Origin of the sequence: Roseibium aggregatum (assembly GCF_014692675.1) — a bacterium.
GTDB classification, from domain to species: Bacteria; Pseudomonadota; Alphaproteobacteria; order Rhizobiales; family Stappiaceae; genus Roseibium; species Roseibium aggregatum_C.
Genome location: NZ_JABFCZ010000030.1, coordinates 23,262 through 49,355 on the forward strand (window position 1 = coordinate 23,262; position 26,094 = coordinate 49,355).

26 protein-coding genes are annotated in these 26,094 nt (G+C 63.2%); 8 read left to right on the plus strand and 18 right to left on the minus strand.

Annotated elements, in window-relative coordinates:
• The first annotated feature begins 52 nt into the window (after positions 1–52).
• The 3 genes from HK439_RS22640 (at position 53) to denD (ending at position 2,416) form a co-directional block, all read left to right on the plus strand.
• Positions 53–886: an isocitrate lyase/PEP mutase family protein gene (locus HK439_RS22640; RefSeq protein WP_190293759.1), complete on the plus strand. Its 834-nt coding sequence runs from the start codon at positions 53–55 to the stop codon at positions 884–886.
• Positions 883–1,371, plus strand: coding sequence for a GNAT family N-acetyltransferase (locus HK439_RS22645; RefSeq protein WP_209012012.1), 489 nt, complete (start codon positions 883–885; stop codon positions 1,369–1,371). Before HK439_RS22640 ends, HK439_RS22645 begins: the two co-directional genes overlap by 4 nt.
• Positions 1,372–1,438: 67 nt before the next feature.
• Complete coding sequence (denD, locus tag HK439_RS22650) at positions 1,439–2,416, plus strand: D-erythronate dehydrogenase (protein WP_190293760.1); 978 nt, start codon at positions 1,439–1,441, stop codon at positions 2,414–2,416.
• A 3-nt stretch (positions 2,417–2,419) separates the two neighbouring features.
• Here denD and HK439_RS22655 read toward each other — a convergent pair whose 3' ends face one another.
• Positions 2,420–3,589 (minus strand): citrate/2-methylcitrate synthase, encoded by a 1,170-nt coding sequence (locus HK439_RS22655; protein WP_190293761.1) that lies wholly within the window; start codon positions 3,587–3,589, stop codon positions 2,420–2,422.
• A 78-nt stretch (positions 3,590–3,667) separates the two neighbouring features.
• On the opposite strand from HK439_RS22655, the gene HK439_RS22660 reads away from it, so the two are divergent.
• The gene (locus tag HK439_RS22660) at positions 3,668–4,768 is read left to right on the plus strand and encodes a citrate synthase/methylcitrate synthase (RefSeq protein WP_190293762.1); all 1,101 of its coding nucleotides are present in this window, start codon (positions 3,668–3,670) and stop codon (positions 4,766–4,768) included.
• Positions 4,769–5,029: 261 nt separating this feature from the next.
• Here the strand turns inward: HK439_RS22660 and HK439_RS22665 are convergent, their stop codons facing one another.
• The 12 genes from HK439_RS22665 to HK439_RS22720 form a co-directional block, all read right to left on the minus strand.
• Positions 5,030–6,679, minus strand: a complete 1,650-nt coding sequence (locus HK439_RS22665) for a TRAP transporter large permease (protein WP_190293763.1) — start codon at positions 6,677–6,679, stop codon at positions 5,030–5,032.
• Positions 6,680–6,689: 10 nt separating this feature from the next.
• On the minus strand, positions 6,690–7,310 hold the full coding sequence (locus HK439_RS22670) for a TRAP transporter small permease (RefSeq protein ID WP_190293764.1): 621 nt from the start codon (positions 7,308–7,310) through the stop codon (positions 6,690–6,692).
• Between the two features lie 112 nt (positions 7,311–7,422).
• Positions 7,423–8,430, minus strand: a complete 1,008-nt coding sequence (locus tag HK439_RS22675; RefSeq protein WP_190293765.1) for a DctP family TRAP transporter solute-binding subunit — start codon at positions 8,428–8,430, stop codon at positions 7,423–7,425.
• 224 nt (positions 8,431–8,654) lie between these two features.
• Complete coding sequence (gene sigJ, locus HK439_RS22680) at positions 8,655–9,575, minus strand: RNA polymerase sigma factor SigJ (protein ID WP_190293766.1); 921 nt, start codon at positions 9,573–9,575, stop codon at positions 8,655–8,657.
• Position 9,576: 1 nt separating this feature from the next.
• The gene (locus HK439_RS22685; RefSeq protein WP_190293767.1) at positions 9,577–10,008 is read right to left on the minus strand and encodes a carboxymuconolactone decarboxylase family protein; all 432 of its coding nucleotides are present in this window, start codon (positions 10,006–10,008) and stop codon (positions 9,577–9,579) included.
• Positions 10,009–10,088: 80 nt separating this feature from the next.
• The gene (locus HK439_RS22690; protein ID WP_190293768.1) at positions 10,089–11,426 is read right to left on the minus strand and encodes a sigma-54-dependent transcriptional regulator; all 1,338 of its coding nucleotides are present in this window, start codon (positions 11,424–11,426) and stop codon (positions 10,089–10,091) included.
• 6 nt (positions 11,427–11,432) lie between these two features.
• Positions 11,433–13,223 carry a sensor histidine kinase gene (locus HK439_RS22695; RefSeq protein ID WP_190293769.1) on the minus strand — a complete coding sequence of 597 codons (1,791 nt, stop codon included), beginning with the start codon at positions 13,221–13,223 and terminating at the stop codon, positions 11,433–11,435.
• Positions 13,224–13,230: 7 nt separating this feature from the next.
• On the minus strand, positions 13,231–14,361 hold the full coding sequence (gene modC / locus HK439_RS22700) for a molybdenum ABC transporter ATP-binding protein (RefSeq protein ID WP_190293770.1): 1,131 nt from the start codon (positions 14,359–14,361) through the stop codon (positions 13,231–13,233).
• Positions 14,354–15,061, minus strand: coding sequence for a molybdate ABC transporter permease subunit (modB, locus tag HK439_RS22705; RefSeq protein WP_190293771.1), 708 nt, complete (start codon positions 15,059–15,061; stop codon positions 14,354–14,356). Before modB ends, modC begins: the two co-directional genes overlap by 8 nt.
• Before the next feature lie 54 nt (positions 15,062–15,115).
• Complete coding sequence (gene modA / locus HK439_RS22710; protein ID WP_190293772.1) at positions 15,116–15,901, minus strand: molybdate ABC transporter substrate-binding protein; 786 nt, start codon at positions 15,899–15,901, stop codon at positions 15,116–15,118.
• Positions 15,902–15,938: 37 nt separating this feature from the next.
• Positions 15,939–16,319: a winged helix-turn-helix domain-containing protein gene (locus tag HK439_RS22715; RefSeq protein ID WP_190293773.1), complete on the minus strand. Its 381-nt coding sequence runs from the start codon at positions 16,317–16,319 to the stop codon at positions 15,939–15,941.
• Between the two features lie 40 nt (positions 16,320–16,359).
• Entirely contained in the window at positions 16,360–17,973 is a 1,614-nt protein-coding gene (locus HK439_RS22720) for a GMC family oxidoreductase N-terminal domain-containing protein (RefSeq protein ID WP_190293774.1), read from the minus strand.
• A gap of 196 nt (positions 17,974–18,169) precedes the next feature.
• Between HK439_RS22720 and HK439_RS22725 the strand changes: the two genes are divergently transcribed.
• Positions 18,170–19,345: a hypothetical protein gene (locus HK439_RS22725; protein ID WP_190293775.1), complete on the plus strand. Its 1,176-nt coding sequence runs from the start codon at positions 18,170–18,172 to the stop codon at positions 19,343–19,345.
• On the opposite strand, the gene HK439_RS22730 is transcribed toward HK439_RS22725, so the two are convergent.
• The 3 genes from HK439_RS22730 to HK439_RS22740 all read right to left on the minus strand — a co-directional run bounded on the left by HK439_RS22730 (position 19,332) and on the right by HK439_RS22740 (position 21,181).
• On the minus strand, positions 19,332–19,799 hold the full coding sequence (locus tag HK439_RS22730) for a DUF1203 domain-containing protein (protein WP_190293776.1): 468 nt from the start codon (positions 19,797–19,799) through the stop codon (positions 19,332–19,334). The two genes, HK439_RS22725 and HK439_RS22730, sit on opposite strands and share 14 nt — an antisense overlap.
• A 75-nt stretch (positions 19,800–19,874) precedes the next feature.
• Complete coding sequence (locus tag HK439_RS22735) at positions 19,875–20,606, minus strand: tellurite resistance TerB family protein (protein ID WP_190293777.1); 732 nt, start codon at positions 20,604–20,606, stop codon at positions 19,875–19,877.
• Between the two features lie 107 nt (positions 20,607–20,713).
• Entirely contained in the window at positions 20,714–21,181 is a 468-nt protein-coding gene (locus HK439_RS22740; protein WP_190293778.1) for an Lrp/AsnC family transcriptional regulator, read from the minus strand.
• Between the two features lie 124 nt (positions 21,182–21,305).
• Between HK439_RS22740 and hppD the strand changes: the two genes are divergently transcribed.
• Complete coding sequence (gene hppD, locus HK439_RS22745) at positions 21,306–22,418, plus strand: 4-hydroxyphenylpyruvate dioxygenase (RefSeq protein WP_190293779.1); 1,113 nt, start codon at positions 21,306–21,308, stop codon at positions 22,416–22,418.
• Between the two features lie 78 nt (positions 22,419–22,496).
• Here hppD and HK439_RS22750 read toward each other — a convergent pair whose 3' ends face one another.
• Positions 22,497–23,930 carry an aminotransferase class V-fold PLP-dependent enzyme gene (locus tag HK439_RS22750; protein ID WP_190293780.1) on the minus strand — a complete coding sequence of 478 codons (1,434 nt, stop codon included), beginning with the start codon at positions 23,928–23,930 and terminating at the stop codon, positions 22,497–22,499.
• A 123-nt stretch (positions 23,931–24,053) separates the two neighbouring features.
• Between HK439_RS22750 and HK439_RS22755 the strand changes: the two genes are divergently transcribed.
• Entirely contained in the window at positions 24,054–24,524 is a 471-nt protein-coding gene (locus tag HK439_RS22755; RefSeq protein WP_209012013.1) for an Lrp/AsnC family transcriptional regulator, read from the plus strand.
• Positions 24,525–24,533: 9 nt separating this feature from the next.
• On the opposite strand, the gene pyrF is transcribed toward HK439_RS22755, so the two are convergent.
• The gene (gene pyrF, locus HK439_RS22760; RefSeq protein WP_190293781.1) at positions 24,534–25,262 is read right to left on the minus strand and encodes an orotidine-5'-phosphate decarboxylase; all 729 of its coding nucleotides are present in this window, start codon (positions 25,260–25,262) and stop codon (positions 24,534–24,536) included.
• A gap of 236 nt (positions 25,263–25,498) precedes the next feature.
• Between pyrF and hisB the strand changes: the two genes are divergently transcribed.
• Positions 25,499–26,092, plus strand: a complete 594-nt coding sequence (hisB, locus tag HK439_RS22765; RefSeq protein ID WP_190293782.1) for an imidazoleglycerol-phosphate dehydratase HisB — start codon at positions 25,499–25,501, stop codon at positions 26,090–26,092.
• Positions 26,093–26,094 lie beyond the last annotated feature (2 nt).

Sequence of the window (26,094 nt, forward strand, 5' to 3'; positions counted from 1 at the left end):
GGAAGACTTTCCGGTACCAGGCTAATTTGTAACTACAGCCTAGAGGTTTCCCATGCAGACGATCGAGGACCGCCGTACCCGTTTCAAGGCGCTTCATGCCGAGCGCAGGGCCTTTCTCATGCCGAACCCTTACAATATCGGCACGACCCGCATTCTGGAGGGCCTGCGCTTCGAGGCGCTGGCGACGACAAGCGCGGGCTTTGCCTTCACGCACGGGCTGAAGGATGCGGAAGGACTGATCACCCGCGACATGGCGCTGACCCATGCCCAGACCATCGTCGGCGCGACTACGCTGCCGGTGAGCGGAGATATGGAAAACGGCTTCGGCGACAGTCCGGAAGAGGTCGTCGAAACCATCCGCGGCGCCATCGACGTGGGCCTAAGCGGCTGTTCGATCGAGGATTTCTCGCCCGATCCGCTCAATCCCTACTACGAATTCGACCTGGCGGTGGAGCGGGTCAAGGCCGCGATCGACGCACGGAACCGTCTTGCGCCGGATTTCGTCCTGACCGCCCGCAGCGAGGCACCGGTCCGGACGGAAGAAAATCTCAGGGAAACGATCAAGCGGCTTCAGGCCTTTGCCGATGCCGGCGCCGATTGCGTCTATGCCCCCGGCCTCGTCGAGAAGCAGCATATCGAAACCGTGCTCGCGGAGGTCCCGGCTCCGCTCAACGTCCTGGCCGGGCGGAAACATTTTCACCTGACCCGAAAGGAACTGGAGGACATGGGCGTTGCCCGGGTCTCCATCGGCAGCGGCCTTGCCCGCATCGCCTTCGGCGCCTTTACCGCAGCCGCGGAAAGCCTGAAGGACAGCGGCAGTTTCGGGTGTTTCGACCGGGAGGAAGGGATGGAGGACTTCGACCTGTTCATGAAAGGTCGTTTGTGATCCTGCCTTCCGAGCCGGCACCAAGACCGGCCGTTCCGGAAGATGCCCCGCACCTGCTCAGTCTTGCCGAGCGGGCCTATTCGCCATGGATCGAGGTGATCGGCGCCGTTCCCCTGCCCATGACCGCCGATTACGCTGCCTTCATCGCAGACCACGAAGCGTGGGTGACCGGCCCTGAAGATGCGCCGACGGGATCGCTCGTTTTGGTCAGGGAACCTGACCACCTGCTGTTATGGAGCATCGCCGTCGACCCTTCCGCCAAGGGGACGGGGCTTGGCAATTTTCTTCTGGATTTCACGCTCAAACGGGCAGAGGAGCTGGGTCTGCCGGAGGTACGGCTGTTCACCAACGTGCTGATGGACACCAATCGCGCCTGGTATGCCCGCCACGGCTTCCGCGAAACCGGCCGCAAGCAGATCGACGACAAGCATGTGGTCTACATGGCGCGGCCGGTCGGTTCGGGCACAGAACACAATCCCCTCTGACCGGCCTTTCCGGCACAGTCGGGCCGAATTAATCTGAGAGAAAATCGAAAATCCGGGAGGGATTGGAATGGTCAAGGTTCTGGTGATCGGTGCGGCCGGAATGATCGGGCGCAAACTCGTCGACCGGCTGGTTAAAGAGCAAAACCTGGGCGGACGGGAGATCGGCGAGCTCCTTTTGGCCGATGTCGTCGCCCCGTCCGTTCCGTCCGGAGCGCCCTGTCCCGTCGAGACGACGGCCTGCGACTTTTCCCTGCCCGGACAGGCAGAGGCCCTGATCGCCAAACGGCCGGAAATCATCTTTCATCTTGCGGCCATCGTTTCCGGCGAGGCGGAAGCCGATTTCGAAAAGGGCTACCGGATCAACCTGCACGGAACGCAACGGCTGTTCGAGGCGATCCGGCTTGCGGGAGACGGCTACTGCCCGCGCGTGGTGTTCACGTCCTCCATCGCGGTCTTCGGCGCGCCGTTCCCGGACCCGATCCCGGACGAGTTCCACCTGACCCCGCTCACCTCCTACGGCACGCAAAAGGCGATCGGCGAGCTGCTGCTGGCCGATCTCACCCGCCGCGGCATGATGAACGGGATCGGCATTCGCCTGCCGACCGTTGTGGTGCGGCCCGGAAAGCCCAATGCCGCCGCCTCAGGGTTCTTTTCCGGCATCATCCGCGAACCGCTGAACGGTCAGGAGGCGCAGCTTCCGGTCGGTGACGACGTGCTGCACTGGATGGCGAGCCCGCGTGCCTCGGTCGGCTTTCTGATCCATGCCGCCAACATGGACGGTGAAAAGATCGGCCCGCGCCGCAGCCTGACCATGCCCGGCCTGCCGGTCACCGTGGGCGAGGAAATCGACTCCCTGCGCCGGATCGGCGGCGAAGAACGCGTGAAGCTGATCCGTCGCGAACCGGACGAAACGGTGCAGCGGATCGTTGCCGGCTGGCCGCGCCAGTTCGATGCCGCCCGCGCTAAGAGCCTTGGGTTTCAGGCCGATACCTCGTTCGATGAGATCGTGCGCATCTACATCGAGGAAGAAGGCATCAACCTCTAACGCCTAGGAAGGCCTCTCGCCGACATAGGCCGCCCGGGGCCGGATCTGTTCGGGGATCCGGTACTGTTCCAGGGCATGGGCGATCCAGCCGACGATACGGCCGCCGCAGAACAGAAGCTTCCCGGCGCCTTCGGGAAGGGAAAACGCTTTCTGTGCTGCGGCCAGAGCGAAATCGATGTTGGGTTTCAGGCCGTAAAACTCGTTGCCGGCATCAATGACGGACGGCAGCAGATCGACGAAGGGTGTGCCGCCCGCCTGTTCCTTTAGGATCGCCAGCAGGCACTCCGCGCGCGGGTCCGGGCCGGAATAGACCGTGTGGCCGAAACCGGGCAGCGGTTCGCCCCGCGCCAGCCGTCCGCCGATTACACGGTCGACATCTTCAGGCTCATCGATTTCCTCAAGCCAGGCCGACACCCGGTCGGAGGCCGCCCCGTGGCGCGGGCCGGAAAAGGCACCGAGACCCGACAGAAGCGTGGCATGGAGCGGCGCGCGGGTGGAGGCGGCACAGCGCGCGGCAAAGGCGCTGGTGTTGAGTTCATGATCGGCGACGAGCACCAAAGCCGCCCGCAGGACCGGCGCCACGGACGGCTCCACGGTCCAGGCCTTCGTAAATTGCTCATGAACCGGATCGGCACTCGGGTCCGTGTCCAGAAGCGCGGCGACGCCATAGCGCAGCAGGTCCGCGCCTTTTTCCGCAAGCAGAACCGGCGACAAGGTATAGGCCGCCCGGTCCTGCGCTGGCCAGGCGGCAACCGCCATCATCAGCCGGTCGATCGGCCCAAGCGCCGGGTCCGCCGCCGGAGGCGGCGCGGGTACCTTGCCGGCGAAGGGATCGGTATCGCAATCCCACAACAGGGTCGCCACCGCCTCCAGGGTCGAGGACCGGGCAAGACCGGTGGCCGAATGGCCACGGTAGTACGGACCGCCGTCCGCGATCAGGGTCAGCCGGGTTTCCAGCACTTCGTCGCCGGACAAGGGGCGGGAGCCGCCCTCGCCCGGCCCATCCTTTCGCCCCTGCAGCCGGCGCACATCCGAGGCGTCGTAGCGGCGCTGCTTGCCGGGGCCGGGGATGGAACGGATCAGCCCGCGGCTGACATAGGCGTAAAGCGTCTGGGGACGCACGCCGAGCTCAGTTGCCGCTTCCGAAGCGGAGAGATAGATCGGTGTCGACATATATTGATTGTATTTATCAATATTGACGATATCAAGCTCTCCGATTTGAGTGTCGCCATCCGAAAGAAGGAGACCGACATGACCCACGCCATCAAACCCGCCGATCTCGTGCCCGATGCCGGCCTGGAAGGCATCGTCGTCGCGGACACCGTGCTGAGCGACGTCGACGGCCAGAACGGAGAGCTGGTTCTTCGCGGCAGACGGATCGAGGATCTTGCCGGCCGCATGCCGTTCGAGGATGCCGTCCGGCACCTTTGGGGCGATCTTGTTCCCACCTCCGGGCCGGATCTGAAGGAAACCTTCGCCCAGGCGAGGCGCATGGCAACAGCCGCCCTGCCCGCCATGGAGAAGGCCCCGGCCGGCATCGGCGTCTACAACCGCATGCGGCTCGGGATATGCGCCCTGCCGGAGGATACGGGCCTGACGGAAGCGGAACTGATCTCCGGCGCCCTCCCCGTTCTTCTGGCATCGGCCGCACGCCTGGAGGCCGGTGACATCCCGATTAGCCCCGATCCGACGCTCTCCTCGGCAGAGGACCTCTTACGCATGCTGGCCGGCATGCGGCCGCTCGCCTATGCGGTCAATGCACTCGACCGGTATCTGGTCACGATCCTCGATCACGGTCTCAACGCCTCCACCTTCACCGCGCGGGTGATCGCCTCGACCCGGGCCGGCATGCGTGATTCCGTCATCGGGGCCATGGGCGCCCTGAAAGGCCCGCTTCACGGCGGTGCGCCGGGCCCGGTGCTCGACATGCTCGACGCGGTCGGAACGCCGGACAATGCGGAAAGCTGGATCGCGGCGGAAATCGAGCGCGGCGAACGGCTGATGGGCTTCGGCCACCGGGTCTACCGCACCCGCGATCCCCGCGCCGATGTCTTGAAGAACGGCCTTGCCGACCTGCCCAGGGGCGACCCGCGGCTGGCTCTTGCCGAAGCGGTCGAAAGAGAAGCGCTTTCCGCCCTTGCCCGCGCCAAACCGGACCGGAAGCTCGACACCAATGTGGAGTTCTACACCGCCGTCCTGCTCGATGCGGTCGGCATCGACCGCAGCCTGTTCACCCCGCTCTTCGCCACCGGCCGTACTCCCGGCTGGTGCGCCCATGTGGTGGAACAGCAGGCAACCGGCAAACTGATCCGGCCCGCGTCGCGCTATGTCGGGCCAGCTGTTACCGGCTGACGGCAAAAGAAAAAGGCCGGAGCACGATGCCCCGGCCTTAGCTTCATTACAAATCTCGATTTCGTCATCCCGGCCGGAGCGCACGCGGAGAGCCGGGACCGGAGAGCCAAAGTCTTCGCGAGATCAACTCTACCAAGTTCGTCAGGCTTCTGCCTCGCCGGCCCCGGGTCTCACTGTGTTCGCCCGGGGTGACGATGGATGGTTTGGCTGGCAATCAGAGGCCGGGGCGCAATGCCCCGTCCTCTTTTTTTCGGACCTAGCTCAATGCCTTGTGACGATTTCCGGACCCATCAGCCAGTAGGGCAGCCAGGTGGAAAGCCCCGGGATGTAGGTCACCATCACCAGGAACACCATCAGGATCGCCACGAAGGGGGCCGCGGCGCGAACCACGCGGAACAGGCTCATGCCCGTTATCCCCGAGGTCACGAACAGGTTCAGCCCGATCGGCGGGGTGATCATGCCGATTTCCATGTTCACCACCATGATGATGCCGAGATGGATCGGGTCGACGCCGAGTTCGAGTCCGATCGGAAACACCACAGGCGCCACGATCAGGAGCAGGCCGGAGGGTTCCATGAACTGGCCGCCGATCAGGAGCAGGATGTTCACGGCGATCAGGAAGGTGAACCAGTTGAAGCCGACGCCGATCATCCAGTCGGTGATGGCCTGCGGAATGCGTTCCGAGGTCAGCACATGGGCAAACAGCAGCGCGTTGACGATGATGAACATCAGCATGATCGTCGTCTTCGCCGCGTCCGTCAGCACCTTCTTGGTATCGCTGTGGAAGCAGCCGGGCAGGAAATAGAACAGGATCAGCCACAGGTTCCGGCCCCAGATCTTGAGCCCTCCCCAAAATGCTTCCGGGAGCTCTCTCGCTTCAAGCTTTTCGTACCAAAGGGGATAGAGAAAAAGCGCCATCAAAAGCGTGATGATCTCGATTATGCCTGCAACCGCAATCCGGAATTCATACCCGAACTCAATTCCCAGATTTGCCAGCAGAGCACACAAGACGAGCCAGGCGATCGCAACAGGTGCGCAAGCGAATACGAACAAGGTCAGCGTCAGGGTTTTAAAGCCCGATATCGCCTTTTCTCCTGTGTCCTCCGTGTACCACGGGTGCTCTTTCAGCGGCCCCATATCGCGGTAAATGAAGACCGCGATAAAAAAGGCATAAACGGCGGCGACAGCGGCGGCTTCCGTCGGCGTGAAGATGCCGGCGTAGATACCGCCTAGGATGATGACGATCAGAAGCAGGCCGAAGGCGGCTTCGCCGGCCGACGACATGACCTCGCTCAAGCCGGCGAAAGGTTGTTTCGGCATGTTTTTCATGCGGGCGTTGACGTAGATCGCGATCATCAGCATCAGGCCGGCGACGAGCCCGGGGATGACGCCCGCCAGGAACATGCGGCCGACGGAAACGTCGGTTGCGGCGGCATAGACGACCATGACGATGGACGGCGGGATGAGGATGCCGAGCGTGCCCGCATTGGCAATGACACCGGCGGCGAATTCCTTGGTGTAGCCGACCTGGCGCATGCCGGCGATGGCGATGGTGCCGATGGCAACCACCGTCGCCGGCGACGATCCGGACAGGGCCGCGAACAGCATGCACGAAAACACCGCCGCGATCGCCAGACCGCCGCGCACATGGCCGACACAGGCGATGGCGAAGCGGATGATGCGCCGGGCGACGCCCCCCGTCGACATGAAGGCCGAAGCCAGAATGAAGAAGGGAATGGCGAGCAGTGTGTAGTTCTGCGATGCGGTGAACAGTTGCAGCGCGACCGAGGAAATCGAGTCGTGCGAGAAAAAGGCAATAGCGATGACGCTGGACAGGCCCAGCGAGATCGCAATCGGAACGCCCAGGAACAAAAGTCCCAGGACCATGACGAAAAGGACTGCGGCTTCCATGATTTCCCCCTCAGTCCTTCAGCGCATCTTTGTTTTCGGCAACGAGGTCTTCCGCCTCGTGGGCCGCAATCACCATTTCACGTTCGCCGGTGACGATCTGCCAGACCGCCTGGATAGAGCGGAACGCCAGCAGCCCCAGGCCGAGCGGCAGCATCAGGTAGGCAATCCAGCGCTGGACGCGGTCCTTGGTGCCGAAAACTTCCTGCATGAAATCCGGATAGCGAAGATCGTCGAGCCCGATGCCGATCTTGTACATCTTCATCCAGTAGTCGATCGCGCCGCCGCGGGCATGGGCGCCGAAGACCTGCAGCCAGTCGGAATAAAGAAGGATGATCGCATAGGCGACGGCGCAAAGGGCGCCGAACACGGCAAAGGCACGGAAGATCGGACGCGGGAACAAGCGGATGATCGCATCGACGCCCAGATGCGCGCCGATCTTGATGCCGTAGCTCATGCCGAAAAGGATCAGCCAGGCGAACAGGATCCGCGTGAATTCCAGCGCCCCGCCCCAGCCGGCATTGAAGCCGTAGCGCGCGACCACCTGCGTGAATGAAACGATGGTCATGGCTGCGAGCAAAAACGCAAGCACGCTTTCCTCAAAGCGCGTGACCCAATTGTCGACGCGTTTCATGTGTCCTCCCCCCCGAGCCGGGCCCGGCTCCGGTCTTATCGAATTTCTGTTTCTTGTCCCGGATCGGTGCGGGAAGGCCTTATCCGGCCTTCCCGCTTCCTGTCAGCTTCAATCAGCTCGCGTCGTTCGAAGCCTGTGCGGCCTCGATCAGATCGGTGCCGATGTCGCCTTCGAACTTGGTCCAGACGGGCTTCATGGTTTCGACCCAGACCTTGCGCTGTTCAGGGGTCAGCACGCGGATGGTGGTGCCGGCGTCCAGGATGCGCTGACGGTTCATGGCTTCCTTCTCGGCAACCTTGGCATTGGCGGCCAGGGTCACTTCGTTAACGATGGTCAGGAACTGGTCACGAATTTCCGGATCCAGGCCCTTCAGCCACTCGTCGGAGGTCACCAGCAGATAGGCCAAGGACTGGTGGTTGGTCTCGGTCACACCGTCCTGAACCTCGAAGAACTTCTTGGTGTAGATGTTCGACCAGGTGTTTTCCTGACCGTCGACAACGCCGGTCTGCAGGGCGCCGTAGACTTCCTTGAAGGCAAGCTTCTGGGCATTGGCGCCCATGGCTTCGATCATGGCGACCGCCACGTCAGAGGTCTGCACGCGGAACTTCAGGCCTGCGGCATCGGTCGGCAGCAGCAGAGGCTTGTTGGCCGAAAACTGCTTCATGCCCGACATCCAGTAGCCGAGACCGGTGTAGCCGACGTCGGTCATGGAATTCAGAAGACCCTTGCCGGCGTCACTCTGGGTGAAGCGGCCGACCGCGTTCAGGTCCTGGAACAGGAACGGCAGGTCGAACAGGCGGAACTTCTTGGTGTAGGCCTCGAACTTGGACAGCGACGGGGCTGCAAGCTGGACGTCGCCGAGCAGCAGCGCTTCCATGACCTTGTCGTCGTCGAAAAGCTGCGAGTTCGGGAACACCTGCATGCAGGCCTTGCCGTCCATTTCCTTGTTGACGCGGTCCGCCAGCATGGTCGCGGCGTCGCCCTTCGGGTGACCGGTTGCCGCCACCACGTGGCTGAACTTGATGACGATTTCGCCGTCGCTGCATTCGTCAGCCGCGAAGGCTGCGCCGGACAAAGCGAAAGTGGCCGCGGTTGCCGCAGCCAGAACGAATTTTTTCATGGATGTCCTCCCAGACATTTCCTGTCACTCCGGATGCGAATGCACCCGGCTGCGCGGTACTCACGCTGGGCCCATTATAGCAACGGCCGTGCCAGACGGCCGGAAGCCTTAAGATTTCAGCAATAATTGAAGAAATCACGCCACGCGCGCCACCGGAATGGCCGGAAGCGTGTCGGTCCCGACCCACGAAGCAGAGCAAATGTGTCGAAATCGACACATAAATACTAGTGGAACCGCAGGCCTCCGGTGGCCGGGTCATGGCGAGCCGGCGCCGTCAGGTGCCGGAGCTTGTCCGGATTTCGGGTGATGTAGATCCGGTCCACCGTGCCCTCCGGCGTGTAACCGATTGTCATGGCGGTCACGACGGTGTCTGCGTCCAGAATGACGAGCCCACCGATGCCGTTGACCTCGCGCCGCTCGATCCTGGCATCCGCCCAGAGCCGGCCGAGAACACGGGCAATGAACTTGCCGACAAGCTCCGGACCTTCCAGCACCCGGCTGATGGCCGTTGCCTTGCCGCCGCCGTCCGTTCTCAGGCTGACGGTCTCGGCCAGAAGATCGCCGAGTTGATCGGCAGTGCCGGTGACAAGGGCGTTCTGGAAGGCCGCCAGAAACGCCTCCTGCTGTTCGGCGGACGGCGCGAACCGCGCCTGATCCTGCCGGACGGATTTCGCGGCCCTGGACACAAGTTGCCGGCAGGCCGCCTCCTTTATTCCAAGTGTGCGGGCGACCTCGTCATAGGGCTTGCCGAAAATTTCCCTGAGCAGAAAGGCGGCGCGCTCCTTTGGCGTCAGCCGCTCCAGAAGCAGGAGAAAGGCGGTGGTCAGCGACTGGGCCCGGTCGAGATCCTCCTCCTGGATGGAAATCGTCTCGGTCTGCAGGGGTTCCGGGATCCAGGGGCCGACGTAGCTCATCCGCGTCCTCGACGCCGATTTGAGAATGTCCAGGCAGCGGTTGGTGCAGACAGTCACAAGCCAGGCTTCCGGGTTGCGGATGCCGGCCAGATCCGCCGCCTGCCATTTGAGAAACGTGTCCTGAACCGCATCTTCCGCATCGGCCACGACACCGAGCATACGGTAAGCGAGGCCCATCAGCTGGGGCCTCGCATCCTCGAACCGTTTCGTTTTGGTCTCGAGCGTCTTCATCTCAGTGATTGGAGATTCCGATCCGGTTCCACAGGTTGATCATGGCCGCGGCCGCGGTGATCGCGCTGATTTCCTCGTCGGTGAAATGTTGCTGAAGGTCAGCGCGCAACCGGCCATAGTCCTCCTTGTCGTCAAGCCGCGTCAGCGCCTCGGTCCAGGCAAGGGCTGCCCTTTCGGCGTCGGTGAAGTCGTCCACATGACGCCAGACCACCAGGCGTTCGAGGCGATCGGCGGTTTCCCCGTCCTTGCGCGCTTCGGCGTTATGCATCTTCACGCAAAAAGCGCATTCGTTGATCTGGGAGGCACGCAGCTTCACCAGATGATGCAGTCTGCCGTCGAGCGGCGTCTTGCAGATCCGGGCATGGGCTTCGGCGAAGGCCCTCAAAACGTCCGGGATATGCTGCTCATGATTGATTAAGGCTGCAGATGTCATCGATGTCTTCCATTCTGATGTGAACTCATTGACACCCGAACGACGAGCCAATTTGCCCAACTGTGACATCGGATCCGGATTTAATCGGCCGAAATCATGTCTTCCTTCGCAAGACCGTATTTGCGCATCTTTTCGTAGAGCGCTTTTCGCGACAGGCCGAGGCCCTCGTAGGTCTCCTTGATCACCCCGCCGTTCTTCTTCAGTTCGGCGGCGATCAGCGCCTTTTCGTAGGCCGCCACCTGATCGAACAGGCTGGCGCCGCTGCCGTTCGAGGCGGTGGCTTCGGTTTCCAGCCCGAGCACGAAGCGGTCGGCGACATTGCGCAATTCGCGCACATTGCCGGGCCAGTCGTGTGCCATGAGTTTTGCCAGGAAACTGTCCGGCATGTCCGGAATCTCGCGCCGGTAGCGGGCCCGGGCCTCGACGGCGAGGTGCTGGAACAGGAGCGGAATGTCCTCCAGCCGATCGCGCAACGGCGGGATCGCCACCGTGACCACGTTGAGCCGGTAGAAGAGATCCAGCCGGAACCGGCCGTCGCGGCCCGCCGCCTCAAGGTCTTCCTTGGTGGCGGCGATGAAGCGCACGTCGAGATCGATGGACTTGTTGGAGCCGAGCCGTTCGATGGTCCGGGTCTCGATCACCCGGAGCAGCTTGACCTGCAGTTCCAGCGGCATGGATTCGATCTCGTCGAGAAACACCGTGCCGCCATGGGCATGTTCCAGCTTGCCGATGCGCTGGCCGCTGGCGCCGGTAAAGGCGCCCTTCTCGTGGCCGAAGAGTTCGGATTCGATGATTTCGGCCGGCAAGGCGCCGCAATTGAGCGCCACGAAGGGCCGGGACCGGCGCGGGCCCTCGTCATGCAGCGCCCGGGCGACCACTTCCTTGCCCGACCCGGTCTCGCCCAGGATCAGGACATCCGCGTCGGTCGGGGCAAGCGCTGCCACCGTACGACGCAACTGGTCCATGGCCGGCGCCCGTCCGACCAACCGCCCCTCGATCCCGGTCCGGTCGGCCAGTTCCTCGCGCAGCTTGCGGTTTTCCAGCACCAGACGGCGCTTGTCGAGCGCCCGGTCGACGACCGAGGCCAGGCTCGACACCGAAAACGGCTTTTCCATGAAGTCGTAGGCGCCGGCACGCATGGCCTCGACCGCAAGCGGCACGTCGCCGTGGCCGGTGATCAGGACCACCGGCAGCGCAGGGTCGATCTCGAACGCCTTGCGCATGACCTGGAAGCCGTCCTCGCCGGGCATGCGGATATCGGTGACCAGCACCCCGTAGAAGTCTCGGGTGATGCGCTCCAGCGCATCTTCCGGATTGCCCGTCGCCATCACCGTCTGGCCGCTGAGTTCCAGCCCTTGGGTCAGCGAGGCCCGGAGATCTTCTTCGTCGTCAATTAGCAGGACGCAGGCCTGATCCATCTGGTTCTATTCCGCAGCTATGGTTTTCTCACCGGCGACCGGCAGCCGGATCGTGAATTCCGCTCCGCCCGCATCCGTGTTGCGGGCCGTCAGGGTGCCGGAAAAATCATGGACGATCTTGTAGGCGATCGAAAGCCCGAGGCCCAGCCCGGCGCCGGTTTCCTTGGTGGTGAAGAAGGGATCGAAGATATGGGGCAGGGTTTCCGCATCGATCCCCTTGCCATTGTCGGTCACCGTCAACCGGACCCGACTTCCCTCCTGCTCCAGCCTGAGCTCGATCTGAGGATCCGGCCGGTCCCTGACCGCATCGAGCGCATTGGTCATCAGGTTCACGATCACCTGTTCCAGGCGAATGCGTCCGCCGGCAACCACAATGTCTTCCTTCGGCAACCGGGTCTTCAGGGACACCCCGCTCCGCTTGATCTGCGGCATAACCAGCAACAGCGCCTCGTCAATCGCCTGGCGCAGGGAAACCGGGCGGATATCGGTGCCCGACCGGCGGGAAAAACCCTTCAGGGTCCGGGCGATTTCGGCCATGCGCGCCACCATGCTGCCGATGCGCGACAGATTTCCGATCGCCTTGTCGGGCGAGCCCCGGGCAATCAGCATTTCCGCGATTTCCGCGTCAGACCGGATCGCCGCCAGCGGCTGGTTGTACTCGTGACTAAGCGCGGCCGACATCTTGCCCAGCGTCGCGAGCTTCGCCGCCTGGACCAGCTCCGCCTGGGCAAGGCGCAGGTCGGCTTCCGCCTGCAGCCGGTCGCGCACCTCCTGTTCCAGCTGCGCATTGGCCTTTCTCAGATCCGCGGTCCGGCTGCGCACCCGCCGTTCAAGCCGCAGCGCGGCGGCCCTGTCGCGCCTGTGCCGGCGGGCCATTTCCTCGCGCCGCGCCAGCATGGCCCAGACGGCGCCGCCGGCAATGATGCACAAGAGGATGGCGATCACCATCGCCCGTGCCGACTGACGCCGGGCCTCGGTGGTATCCGCCAGGATCACCACGGACCAGTCCAGCGCCGGGAGCCTGGTGGCGAGCTGCAGATGGCTCTTGCCGCGGGCCCGGTCCGTCAGTTTCATGACCTCGGTCAATTCGCCGTCGCCATGCGACACGACGACATTGGCCTCCTCCGTCAGCTCCGAGAACTGCCTACCCCGCCAGGCGGGCACATTGGTCACGACCACGGAACCGTGAGGATCGAGGGCGACGATCGGATCCTTGCTCAGCGCCCAGGCCTGCTCCACATCGGCGAGACCGACCCGCACCGCGATCACGCCCGCCACCGCATCATGCTCGCGGACGGCGGAGGCGAACACATAACTTGCCGGCCGGTTTTGCGTGCCCGGCAGGAGCTGGCGCCCGAGCTGTCCCTGGATCGCCTGGCGGAACACGACGCGGATGGCCGCCTTGCCGCTGCCGGTCGCGATCAGGTCGTTGCTGGTACTGGACACGATCACGTCGCCGTTCAGGTCCAGGAACCAGACTTCCTCGGCGCCTGCCATGCCGGCGGCGATGGCGGCCACCTGCTTGCCGCGCTCCGCATCGAGGTTGAGAACGATTTCGGCCGCGTCCGGGCCGCGCGCCATCAGCGGCGCCATCAGGCGGAACTTGTCCAGGAGTTTTTCCAGAACCGCGGCCTGAACGGCAAGGGTCGCGTCGGCCCTCCGCTGAACCTCTCCCAGAAAAAAATCCAGACTGATCAGACCGGTCAGCCACACGACCCCGACGCTCACGGCCAGAATGAAACTTGCCGCGAGAAGCTTGATCCTTCGGGTCAGCCGCCGGCGCGTCAAACTGCTCATGGGTCAGTTATACCAGCGTTTGCTGACCTGTCGCGTCTGTCAATTCGGCGCCCAGTGCGGGTGCGCGCTGACGCCTTGCGATGGCAACGCTCTTGATCAGCAGGAACACCGACTTGCCGGGAGCAAGGCCGAGCCCGGACGCGGAGGCGCGTGTCACGCGCGCTCTGAGGGCCTGATCGCCGACCCTGCAGAGGATTTCGGTATAGGGACCGCTTTCATCGGTAATGCTGGTGATCGTACCTGCAAGCGCATTGCGGATGCTGAGGTCCTTGGGTTCCGACGTCGCGACCGCCACGTCGCGGGCAAGGATACGCAGGCGTATGGCCTCGCCCAGCGGCGCGTCGAGCCCGGGCACCTGAACGACCTGGCCGCCGATGTCGACGCTGCTGAGGCCCCATTCCGGATCGATGCGGGAGACCACGCCTTCAAGCAGGGCCGAGGCCTCGTGCCGACCGGTCGCCCTGCCGAGATCGACACGGGAGAGAATTTCGGCAACGGGGCCGGAGGCAATCGTCTTGCCTTCGGAGACGATCACCAGCGTCTGCGACAGGCGGGCAACCTCCTCCATGGCATGGCTGACATAGAGGATCGGGATCCCGGCCTCGCTCCGCAGTCGGTCGAGATAGGGCAGGATATCCGCCTTGCGGCCCTGGTCGAGCGATGCAAGCGGTTCATCCATCAGCAGGAGCCTTGGCGCCGACAGCAAGGCCCGGCCGATCGCCACCCGCTGGCGCTCGCCACCGGACAACCCGCCCGGCTTGCGATCCAGCAAATGGCCGATCCCCAAGAGGTCGACGACTTCTTCAAGGGAGCGGGTATCGTGGCGGCGCCCGGCCCAGCGCGCGAAGGTCAGATTGGAGCGCACGCTCAGATGCGGAAACAGCCGCGCATCCTGAAAAACCTGACCGACGCGGCGCGCCCGTGCAGGGACGTCGATGCCGCGTTCGGAATCGAAAAGGACCTCGCCGTTGACCGTGATCCGGCCGCTGTCGGGACGCAGAATTCCGGCGATCATGTTGGTGATCGTCGACTTGCCCGCGCCGGACTGACCGAACAGGGAGGTCACGCCGGACGTGCCCTGAAACGCGGCCTCGACCCGGAAACTGCCCACGTGACCTTTCAGATCGACCTTAAACATCGGCGCCTCCGATCCGCCGGCGCAGGCGGCGTGCCCAGATTTCCGAGACGATAAGCGCGCCGAAGGCGACGACGGCCGCAATCAGGGTCAGACGGAAGGCTGCGAGGTCTCCGGACGGGGTCTGGGTCGCCGTATAAAGCGCCAGCGCCAGGGTCCGGGTTTCGCCGGGAATGTTGGAGACGAAGGTGATGGTCGCGCCGAACTCGCCCATGGCCTTGGCGAACCCTAAGATGGCGCCGCCCAGAATGCCGGGCAGGGTCAGGGGCAGGGTAACGACGGCGAAGGTCACGATGCGATGGGCGCCGAGCGAGGCGGCGGCTTCCTCAAGCTTCGGATCGACCGCCTCGAAGGCAAGCCGGACCGGCCGGACGATCAGCGGGAAGGCCATGACACCGGCGGCAAGTGCTGCTCCGGTCCAGTTGAAGGCGAACACGATCCCGAAGGTCTCGGCAAGGAAGCGGCCGACCGGGCCGTTCCGCCCGAACAGGAGCAGAAGCAGATAACCGGTCACCACCGGCGGCAGCACCAGAGGCATGTGGACCAGGGCATTGACGATACCGTGGCCGGGAAACCGGTAGCGCGCCAGCACATAGGCAACGGCGACGGCGAGAGGCACGGCAAAGCACAGGGCCGTTGCGGCCACCTGCAGCGTCAGGACCAACGCCTGCCATTCCTCCGGTTGAAGCTCAAAAAACCCCACGCCTGTCCCGTTCCCTCACGTCCTGGTCCCGACCTCTATATCACCTTCAAGGACTTATCCGCCAACACCGGTGAAGCCGCTGTCGGTGAAGATCGCCTGCGCGTCCGGGCCGGTCAGAAAATCCAGAAAGCCCCGGGCTCCGTCGCCCGCGTTTTTCGTCAATGCAGCCGGATAGACGATAGCGGGATGGGAATTTGCGGGAAAGACGGCAAGGACGCGGACCTTCGGCTCGATATGGGCATCGGACCCATAGACGACGCCAAGAGGCGTGTCGCCGCGGGCGACCGATGCCAGAGCGACACGGACATTGTCCATCGGCGCGAGGTTATCGGCCACTGTGTCCCACAGGCCGGTTGCCTGAAGGGCGGCCTTGCCGTAGCGCCCGGCCGGAACGGTTTCGGTATCGGCGATCGCAAGCCGGTTGCCATCGAGCCGGCCGGCCAGCGCTTTCGGCTCCAGCGCCAGGGGGTCGGCCGAGGCGGGACCGACGAGAACCAGGGAATTCGCCGCAATCGGCCGGATGCTATCCGGCTTCACGGCACCGGCCTTGTTCACATAAGCCATCCAGGCTTCATCAGCGGAGACGAAGACATCGGCGGGTGCGCCTGCTTCGACCTGGCGGGCGAGCGCGCCTGTCCCGGCAAAGGAAAAGACCACCTCGGTTCCGGTCTTGTCCGTATAGGCAGAGCCGATGCGTTTCAGGGCGTCGGTCATGCTGGCGGCGGCGAAAACGGTGATCCGGTCAGCCAGGGCGGGACCGGCCATGGCGCCAAGACCCACGGCGGCAGCCATAGCGATACCAAGGAGATTACGGGGAAAACGGCCGGAGAAACGGAACATGAAAATCCTCGATATGTCCGATGGAACATATCGAACGTTAATCGGATGGCTCGCCGGATTCAAGCGAAGACTTGACCATGCTGGAAAGCGCCTCGAATTCCGTTGCTGAATCGGCCTGCATCCGGGCTTCAACGGTGCGGAAGGTTTCGAGCAGATGCTTGCCGAAGGGCGTCAGACGGCTTCCGCCGCCGCCGCCGGACCCGCCCTTTGCGGTTTCGACAACGGGCTCGGCGAACTGGGCATTCAGGTCCCCGACCAGGTTCCAGGCGCGCTTGTAGCTCATGCGCAGACGCTTGCCGGCAGCGCTGAGCGAGCCGGTTTCCTCAATGCCTTCAAGGAGATCCGCTTTTCCGGGACCGAATGCCACGCCCGGCGCCAGGACGATGCGCAGGCGGACCCTCGGAAAGTCTTTCGTCATCGGTTCGGGTGATCCTTCCCAGCCAATACCGCCTGACAATCTACACGGCAGCGCGGCGATCCGCACGGATCATGTCGGCCGCCTTTTCGCCGATCATGACGGACGGCGCATTGGTGTTGCCGGAGGTGATCGTCGGCATGACGGAGGCATCGGCGACACGAATGCCCTTTATCCCGCGCAGGCGCAGGCGGCTGTCGACCACCGACGCCTCGTCGGCGCCCATCCGGCAGGTGCCGACGGGATGGAAGATGGTCGTGCCGATGTCGCCGGCCGCATGGGCCAGCTCCTCGTCGCTCGTGTAGTCCGGTCCGGGCAGATATTCCTCCGGCGCGTATTTTGCCATGGCCGGTGCGGCCATGATCCTGCGGGTCAGGCGGATGGAATCGGCCGCCACCTTCCGGTCCGCCTCGGCAGACAGGTAATTCGGCAGGATTTCCGGCTGCACGTGCTTGTCCGGCGAGGTGATATGGATATGGCCGCGGCTCTCGGGGCGCAGGTTGCATACGCTCGCCGTGATCGCCGGGAAGTCGTGCAGGGGATCTCCGAACTTGTCGAGCGACAGCGGCTGCACGTGATATTCGATATTGGCCGTCTCATAGGACGGATCGGACTTGGCAAAGGCGCCGAGCTGACTGGGCGCCATGGACATCGGGCCGGACCGGCTCAGCGCGTATTCCATCGCGATCTTGGCCTTGCCGACAAGCGTGTTCGCCATCTGGTTCAGGGTCTTCGCGCCCTTGACCTTGAAGATCGTCCTGAGCTGCAGGTGATCCTGCAGGTTCGTGCCCACCGACGGCAGAGCATGGGTCACGCCGACACCGGCGGAGGACAGAACCTCCGGGTCGCCGATGCCGGACAGTTCCAGAAGCTGCGGCGAACCGATGGAGCCCGCCGACAGCACCAGTTCACCCTTGATCGAAACCTTTGCCGGCGCGCCTTTGACATCCAGTTCGAGCGCCGCCGCCCGGCCGTCCTCGACGAGGATCCGGCTGGCATGGGCTTGGGTGACGACCTTCAGGTTCGGCCGCTTCATGGCCGGGCGCAGGAAGCCCTTCGCCGTGTTCCAGCGGATGCCGGATTTCTGGTTCACCTGAAAATAGGAAACGCCGAAATTGTCGCCGGTGTTGAAATCGTCAATCTTCGGGATGCCGGTCTCCGCGCAGGCCTCCCGGAAGCTGTCGAGCACTTCCCAGGACAGGCGCTGTTCCTCGACCCGGATACCGCCGCCCTGGCCGTGCAGGTCATCGTTCCACTTGTAGTGATCCTCAGACTTGCGGAAGAACGGCAGAACGTCGTCCCAGCTCCAGCCCTCAAGGCCAAGCTGGCGCCACTGATTGTAGTCGCGCGCCTGGCCGCGCATGTAGATCATGCCGTTGATCGACGAACAGCCGCCGAGCACCTTGCCCCGCGGATACATCAGCGAGCGGTCGTTCAGCCCCGGATCCTTGGCGGTCTTGAACCCCCAGTCGGTGCGCGGATTGCCCATGCAGTAAAGATAGCCGACCGGGATATGGACCCAGATGTAATTGTCGTCCTTGCCCGCCTCGAGCAGAAGCACCTTCACATCCGGATCTTCCGACAGGCGATTGGCGAGAACGCAGCCAGCGGATCCCGCGCCGACAATGACATAGTCCCATTCGCCCAGATCCTGCATGGTGCCTCCCGGTCAGTCCTTTTCATTAGACCAATTGGAGACACGTCGCCGACCAAAGGGCAAGCGTCAAGGCTGCACAACGGTTTCGCTTTTACGCATCATGACGATTGCAGACGTCACCATCGGCAAAATTTACGCTATCGTTACCGGAAACAGGCAGGGTCTTCCGGCAATCCCGCACCTTCCGGAGAGCCCCGTGTCCCGTGCCGCCCAGCTTTTGGAAACCGTCTTCCTGACCCTCTATCGAGGCGTCTGCCGGATCTACCGGCCGTTGCGGAGCTGGATCGGCGCCGGGGTCCTGGCCCTCCTGGTGATTACCACGGCCGCGGTCGTCCATGTCTATCCCGTCTCCAACTGGGACATGATCGCCTATACCGCTTCGATCCTGGAGCCGGAAATCACCGATCCGATGGAACTGCACGACAAGTCCTATGAGCTCCTCAAGGAGAATGTCTCTCCCGGCGAGTTTCTGACCCTGACCCAGGACCGGGAGTACCGGATCCGACAGTTCAAGGATCCGCGCGCCTTTGCCACCATGCTGGGCTTCTACCGGCTGAAGGTGCTTTACATCGAAACCGCGAGAGCGCTCACCCGGTTCGTCGATCCGGTGAAGGCCCTGCGGCTGATTTCCATCGGGTCGGCGCTCGCCGTCGGCGCCGTCCTCATGCTCTGGCTGGCGCGCAACGGCGCGCTGATGTACGGACCCGTCGTCGCCGGGCTGCTGGTGCTGTCGAGTTTCGGAGAATCCGCCGCTCTTCTCAGTCCGGACCTCTATGCCTCGGTCTTCATCCTGCTGGCGGCCTTTCTATATCTGGAACGCCAGGACATTCCGGCCGCACTGTCGCTGATCGCCGCGTTTTTCATTCGGCCCGATCATCTCGCCTTCATCGGCGTCTTCTTCGTCTTCGCCTGGATCTACGGACCGGGGCGCTGGGTCATGACCGCCTGTTTCGCAATCTGCGTTGCCGGCTATGTCTGGCTGACCTCGAACTCCGATCATCCGGGCTGGTGGATACACCTGTGGTTCACCCACGTGGAATACGTGCCCACGCTGGAGGGTTTCCATCCGCCGTTTTCCGCAGCGATTTATCTGAAGATGCTGGTGCGTTCGACGGTCCGCTCGATCATGCACCAAAACTGGCTCGCGCTGCTGTTCGCCGAGGTCCTGTTCTTTGCGAAGGTGATCGATCCGGCACAGCTGAGCGAGCGGACGAAGGTGCTTCTCTACGGGATGTTCGCCTCGATCTGCGCCAAATACATCGTCTTTCCGCATTTCGAGACGCGGTTCTATTTCCCCTACCTGATGGCCATGGCGATGATCATGCTCATCGCCTGGCACCGGCAGGAACCGCAATCTGCTAAGCGCGTCTGACCTCGGCGGCAAAGCAGCCGCGGCGGGCGTAATGCAGGTGCAGGTAGTCGACGTCCGGGTTTTCGAACATCTTCCCGATAAGACCGGTCACATCCCGGCCCTCGATCACCTCCGCGTCGATCATTGCATGGGTCTTGTCGAAGGCCCGGACAGACAACAGCCGGCTGGCTATGCTTTCCGGGACCGTATCCGGCTCCGGCTGCCGTGAAACGGCATCGGCCTTGACGAAGATCGCATGGCTTGCCCGGTAAGGGGTGTCGTTCGGCTGGTGTTCGTAATGAAGCAGGAAGACCTTCTCTCCGATTTCCGCATCGGCGAGGCTGACCCGGCAAGGGAACCCGGGCTTTTCATCCGCCACATAGGTCCGAATGTGACGGGCGGCGAGTTCATCCTCGGTGAGGCAGGACAGATAGGCAAAGGCGCCGCCGGGAAGCGGATTGATCTGGAAATGCATGGGCTCACGGCTCCTCGTGTTACCGATGCCGTCTTAGCCATGCAGGGACCTTCCGGCGACCCGATTTGCGAGCGCTCAGGCGCCCTCGGCCTCCCGCACAGCCAGTTCGATTTCCTCGACCAGCGCCGGATCCAGATTGAGCCGTGCGGCGAGCATGTTGAGATAGGCCTGTTCGGCCCGGTGGTCCGGGTCGATGGCAAGGCGCGAGGCGGCATAGATTTCCGCAGCCGATTCCGGAGATGTCACTCCGGCGACCACCTTGTCGAGATCGAGCGGCGCGCGCAGTTCGTCCATCAGGAACGCCTTTGCCTCACTGTCGAGTTCCGCCTCGTCTATCTTGGCGAAAATCCGGCCCTGTTCCTCCGCGTCGATATGACCATCGGCCTTGGCAGCCTGGATCATCGCGGTGAGCAGGGTGAGGGCAAAGGCGTTTTCGCCGCCCGGGGCACGGGCTGCGTCGAAGGGCGTTTCCTTCGGGCCTTCCACCGGCACCGGCTCCATCTGCGGGCGCGGCGCGCCCTGCTGGTTCGCCTGATACCCCTGATAGGCTTTGTAGGCCAGGCCCGCGACCAGGGCGAAGCCACCGTAAGTCACCGCCTTCTTGCCGATTTTCCGGCCGGTCTTGGTGCCGAGCATCAGGCCCGCCAGTCCGCCCAGCGCCAGTCCGCCGCCCTGCGATGACAGGAAGTCCTTGCCCTGGTTGAGAAGATCATTCGATCCGCCGGAGCGCCGGCCGGAGCCGCTCCCTGTCGCGCCGCCGGCGGCGCCACCCAGAAACTGATCGAGCAGGGACTTGGCGTCGAACATTCTCTTTCTCCCGTCTGCAAGGCCCTGCGGCGGTTCCGCGGCGGCCATCTTCTGCTGTTGAACCGTTTCACAGATGGGGAAGGCACCCGCGCTAGGCAAGGTTTGGATCACTCAAGCGGCAGCAGATTGTCGTCCTTCAGGGTTTCCATGGCGATCGACGAACGCACGTTCTGGACCGCCTCATGGGGCAGAAGTTCGTCGTTGATGATCCGGCTCAGGGCCTTCAGGTCCTTCACCACCACCTTCAGCATGTAGTCGACGTCGCCGGTCAGGGTATGGGCTTCCTGCACCTCGGGCATGGCCGTCACCATGAGGCGGAACTTGCGGGCGTTTTCCCGGCTGTGCGCACCGAGCGTCACGCCGACGAAGGCGGTCACCGTCAGGCCGAGCGCGTCCGGGGACAGATCGGCGCGGTAGCGGCGGATGACGCCCTCCTTTTCCAGCCTCTGGCGGCGGCGGGACACCTGGCTCGCCGACAGGCTGATCCGCTGGCCGATTTCCTGGTTGGTGAAGGCCGCGTTTTCCTGCAGGACCGCAAGCAGTTTCAGATCGAAGCCATCGAGTGCGACAGGCATGCATCATTTTCCGTTTTCATGCGCGTTTCGTGCAACAACATACGTTATTTTCCTGACATTGCACACATGTCGCACGGATTTTCGCGCATTCTGATCTTCAATGCGAAACGCAAAGGAGGATGACATGGGCCCGTTTCCGCACGACGCACCGCCTGCGAAGATCACCGAAGACAATCCCGCCGGCACGGACGGTTTCGAATTCGTCGAGTTCTCTCATTCCGAACCGGAGAAGCTAGCCGAGCTCTTCACCAAGATGGGTTACACCGAGGTTGCCCGTCACAAGACGAAGAACATCTCCGTCTGGCGCCAGGGCGACATCAACTACATCCTGAATGCCGAGCCGGGCAGCCATGCCATGAGCTTCGTGGACGAACACGGCCCCTGCGCCCCGTCCATGGCCTGGCGCGTGGTCGACGCCCAGCATGCTTTCGACTACGCGGTTTCCAAGGGCGCCACGCCCTATGAGGGCAACGACAAGGCTCTCGACGTGCCGGCAATCGTCGGCATCGGCGGCTCCCTGCTTTATTTCATCGATCGCTACGGCGTTCACGGCTCCGCCTATGACGCGGAATTCGAGTGGCTCGGCGAACGCGACCCGCGGCCGGAAGGCGTCGGCTTCTACTATCTCGACCACCTGACCCATAACGTCTACCGCGGCAATATGGACAAGTGGTGGGACTTCTACCGCGAGCTGTTCGGCTTCACCCAGATCCACTATTTCGACATCGACGGCCGCATCACCGGCCTCGTCAGCCGGGCGATCACGTCGCCCTGCGGCAAGATCCGGATTCCGTTGAACGAGTCCAAGGACGACACCAGCCAGATCGTCGAATACCTGAAGAAGTACAAGGGCGAAGGCATCCAGCACATCGCCGTCGGCACGGACGGGATCTACGATTCCACCGACAAGCTTGCCGACAACGGCCTGAAATTCATGCCCGGCCCGCCGGATGTCTATTACGAAAAGAGTTTCGACCGGGTCCACGGCCATGACGAGCCGATCGAGCGGATGAAGAAGCACGGCATCCTGATCGACGGCGAAGGCGTGGTGAACGGCGGCATGACCAAGATCCTGCTGCAGATCTTCTCCAAGACCGTGATCGGCCCGATCTTCTTCGAATTCATCCAGCGCAAGGGCGACGAGGGCTTCGGCGAAGGCAACTTCCGCGCCCTGTTCGAATCCATCGAGGAAGACCAGATCCGCCGCGGTGTCCTGAAGGTGGACGCGGCGGAATAGAGCTTAGGCTACGGCCTGGCGCCATAATCCAGAGGAAGAGCCTCCCCGTTTTCGCAAGGAAAGCGGGGAGGTTTTGTTTTATCCCGCCAGCTTGAAGCGGGCGGTGGCGGGATCGGCCTGATAAAGATCGCGCAAGCCTCCGGCCCGATCCGCCAGGTCGCGCACGGAGTTGCAGATATAATCTGCCGTGGCGTCCGACATCAGGTAGCTGAAATTGAGCCGGGTCCAACCCGGCTTTTCCATTTCCCGGCCCTCGCGAATGGCGGTCCGCAGCTCTTCAGACTGCGGTTTCTCGATATCCAGAAGCCGGTGGGCGTAAGGGCCGGCGCAGGCGCAGCCGCCGCGGGCCTGGATGCCGTAGAAATCGCTCAGCATGCGCGTGAACAGCTGCGGATGCACGGATGCGCCGTCGTTGTCAGTGACCCGGAGCGAAAAGATCGGCAGGCGGTTGCGCCTGTCTGCGGCAAGGATCCGGATATTCGGATGGTTCTGCCAGGCGGCAAAGGCTGTTTCGGTAAAGTCCGCGTCCCGGCGCGAGATGAATGCCTGTCCCGCCGCAGCCTTCACCAGAAAGACCAGGGCGGCGCGGATATCGCCGATAACATTGGGCGTGCCGGCCTCTTCCCGGGCAATCAGGGAATTCGAATAATCGTGGCCCCAGGGCGAGACGAAGGACACCGTACCGCCACCCGGCCAGGTCGGGGTTTTGGTCCTGACCGCGTCATTGCGGATAATCAGCACGCCGGATGCGCCCGGGCCGCCCGGAAACTTGTGCGGCGACAGGACGACCGCATCCTTTTCCAGGCCCGGTGCGGGGGCCGTGTCGACCGGGAGATAGGGACCGCCGCCGGCGTAGTCCCAGACGGCGAGCGCACCATGGCGCTTTAGCAAAGCAGTCACCGCATCGACATCGGTCACGATGCCGGTAACGTTGGAGGCTGCGGAAAAGGCGCCGATGACAAGCGACCGGTCCTGAAGGTTGGAAAGGACGAACTCGAGAATATCGAGATCGGGACCGCCGTCCGTTGCTTCCGGGATCGGAATGACATCCGCACCGCTTTCCCGCCAGGGCAGGATGTTGGAATGGTGCTCATAGGGACCGATCAGGACCACCGGCTTGGTCCGGGCGCCGGCCATGGCAGGCAGGCCGAACAGGCTGACGAGCCGGTTGAGGCCCGCGGTCGCGCCCGAACCGGTGAAGATGACCGAATAGTCGGATCCGGCATTGGTAGCCTCGGCGATCGCCTGCCGGGCCTCGGCCCTCAGCCGGGTCATGTAGGCGCCGCAGTAGGAGGCTTCCGTATGGCTGTTGGCGTAAAAGGGCAGAACCTCACCGGCGATGAAGTCCTCCACCTGGCGCAGTGCCCTGCCGGAGGCGGTGTAATCGGCATAAACCAGCCGGGTTTCGCCGAAAGGTCCCGGCAGAATGACGTTTTCCCCGATCAGCCCGTCCCGGAGTTCCGCGACCGCGGTCAGGGGATTTAAGGAATCCCAGAAGTTTGAGAGTGTCATCACTATCCCGTCCAATGATCATGATCGACAGGGATAAATTTTGAGACATTTCGGATCGAATGAATTACTTATTTAACGACCAAACCGGCAAAATAAGCCAAATTTTATCGATGAATTAGCCTAATGATCGATCAATTCAACAAACAGATCCTGAAGGCGCTTCAGGAAGACGCATCGCTGACCCAGAAGGAACTGGCGGAACGGGTCAACCTGTCGCCCAACGCCTGCTGGAACCGGGTTCAGGCCCTGCGCAAGAAAGGCATTCTCACCGGCCAGACGGCCCGGCTCGACCGGACCAAGCTGGACCTGGGGCTTGTGGTGTTCGTCATGGTGCGCACCCGGCACCATTCCGCCGAATGGCTGGAAAAATTCCGCAGGCACGTTTCGTCGATCCCGGAGGTCATCGACTTCTTCCGCATCGGCGGCGACTACGATTATCTGCTCAAGGTCGTCTCGAAGGACATGGCCGCCTATGATGGGGTCTACCAGCGGCTGATTGCGGGCGTGGAACTGGATTCGGTCACGTCCTATTTCGCGATGGAAGCAATCGAGGAGCAGCGCCCCCTGCCGGTCAAGGAAATGACCGGCCTGTAAGCGCCGATATCAGGCCAGCGCCTCCTCGATCTCCGCGACGACCGCTTCCGCCGCGGCCCTCGGATCGTCGGCCTTGGAAATCGGGCGGCCGACGACGAGATAGTCGCTGCCCGCGCGTATGGCGTCGCCGGGGGTCATGATGCGCTTCTGGTCTCCTGCCGCGCTGCCGGCCGGGCGGATGCCCGGGGTCACCATGACCAGTTCGTCGCCCAGAACAGGACGCATGGCGGCAGCTTCCTGGGGTGAGCAGACGATACCGCCCATGCCGGCGGTGCGCGCATCGGCGGCGCGCTTTGCGACCAGTTCCGCCACCCGGCCCCGGTACCCCGCCTCATGCAGGTCGTCGTCGTCCATGGAGGTGAGCACCGTCACGCCGAGCAGGCAGAGATCCGTCACGCCGTCTTCCCGGATCGCCCTGACTGCCGCGCGCATGGTCTTCGGATAGGCGTGCAGCGTCATGAAGCGCATCCCCATCTTGGCGACATTGCGGACCGCGCTGAAGATGGTGTTGTCGATATCGTGCAGTTTGACGTCGAGGAAAATCTTGTGACCTTCCGACGCCAGTTGCCGCGCCAGTTCCAGTCCGCCGGCGAATTGCAGCTCCATGCCGATCTTGTAGATCCCGACCGCGCCGGCGGTCTTTTCGACCAGAACCCTGGCCTCATCCACCGTCGGCACATCGAGCGGCAGCATCAGGCGCTCGCGGGCGGTTTCGGGCTTGAACGGGCTCACGGTCATGGGCGGATCCTCGAATCGGTGGCAAAGCGGGCGGCGGCACGCAGTGCTTAACACCGCAACCGTCGATGGGCCAGATGAAACGCGATTGCGGGTCCGTTTGCATTTGCATCGATCCTCCTGGGTAACGCCCTTGTCCGGATAAGTGTTTCCTTGGGCCGGTGGGCCTGCTAAAACGGCGCCGGTTTGCCGGAACGGCGACCGGCCCGAAGGAAAGGGCCCGTACGAAAGGGAAGCAGATGCGCACAGCGAAAATCTCGCGCAACACCAAGGAAACCCGCATTTCCGTCGACATCAATCTCGATGGCACGGGCGCCTATGACGTGGCGACCGGCGTCGGATTCTTCGACCATATGCTGGAGCAGCTTGCGCGCCATTCGCTGATCGACATCACCATCCACGCCGAGGGCGACACCCACATCGACTTCCACCACACGGTGGAGGATACCGGTATCGCGCTGGGTCAGGCGACTTCCGAAGCGCTCGGCGACATGGCCGGCATCACCCGTTACGCGGACACCCACCTTGCCATGGACGAGGCGCTGACGCGCTGCGCGCTCGACGTTTCCGGGCGGCCGTTCCTGGTCTGGGACGTGACCTTCGACCGGAACAAGGTCGGCGACTTCGACACGGAACTCTTCGAGGAGTTTTTCCGCGCCTTCACCATGAACGCGGGGATCACGCTGCATATCGCCAATCTTTACGGCTCCAACTGCCACCACATCGCCGAGACCTGCTTCAAGGCGGTCGCCCGCACCCTGCGCAAGGCCGTGGAGATCGATCCGCGCCAGGCCGACCGGGTGCCGACCACCAAGGGCCAGCTTGGCGGCTAACG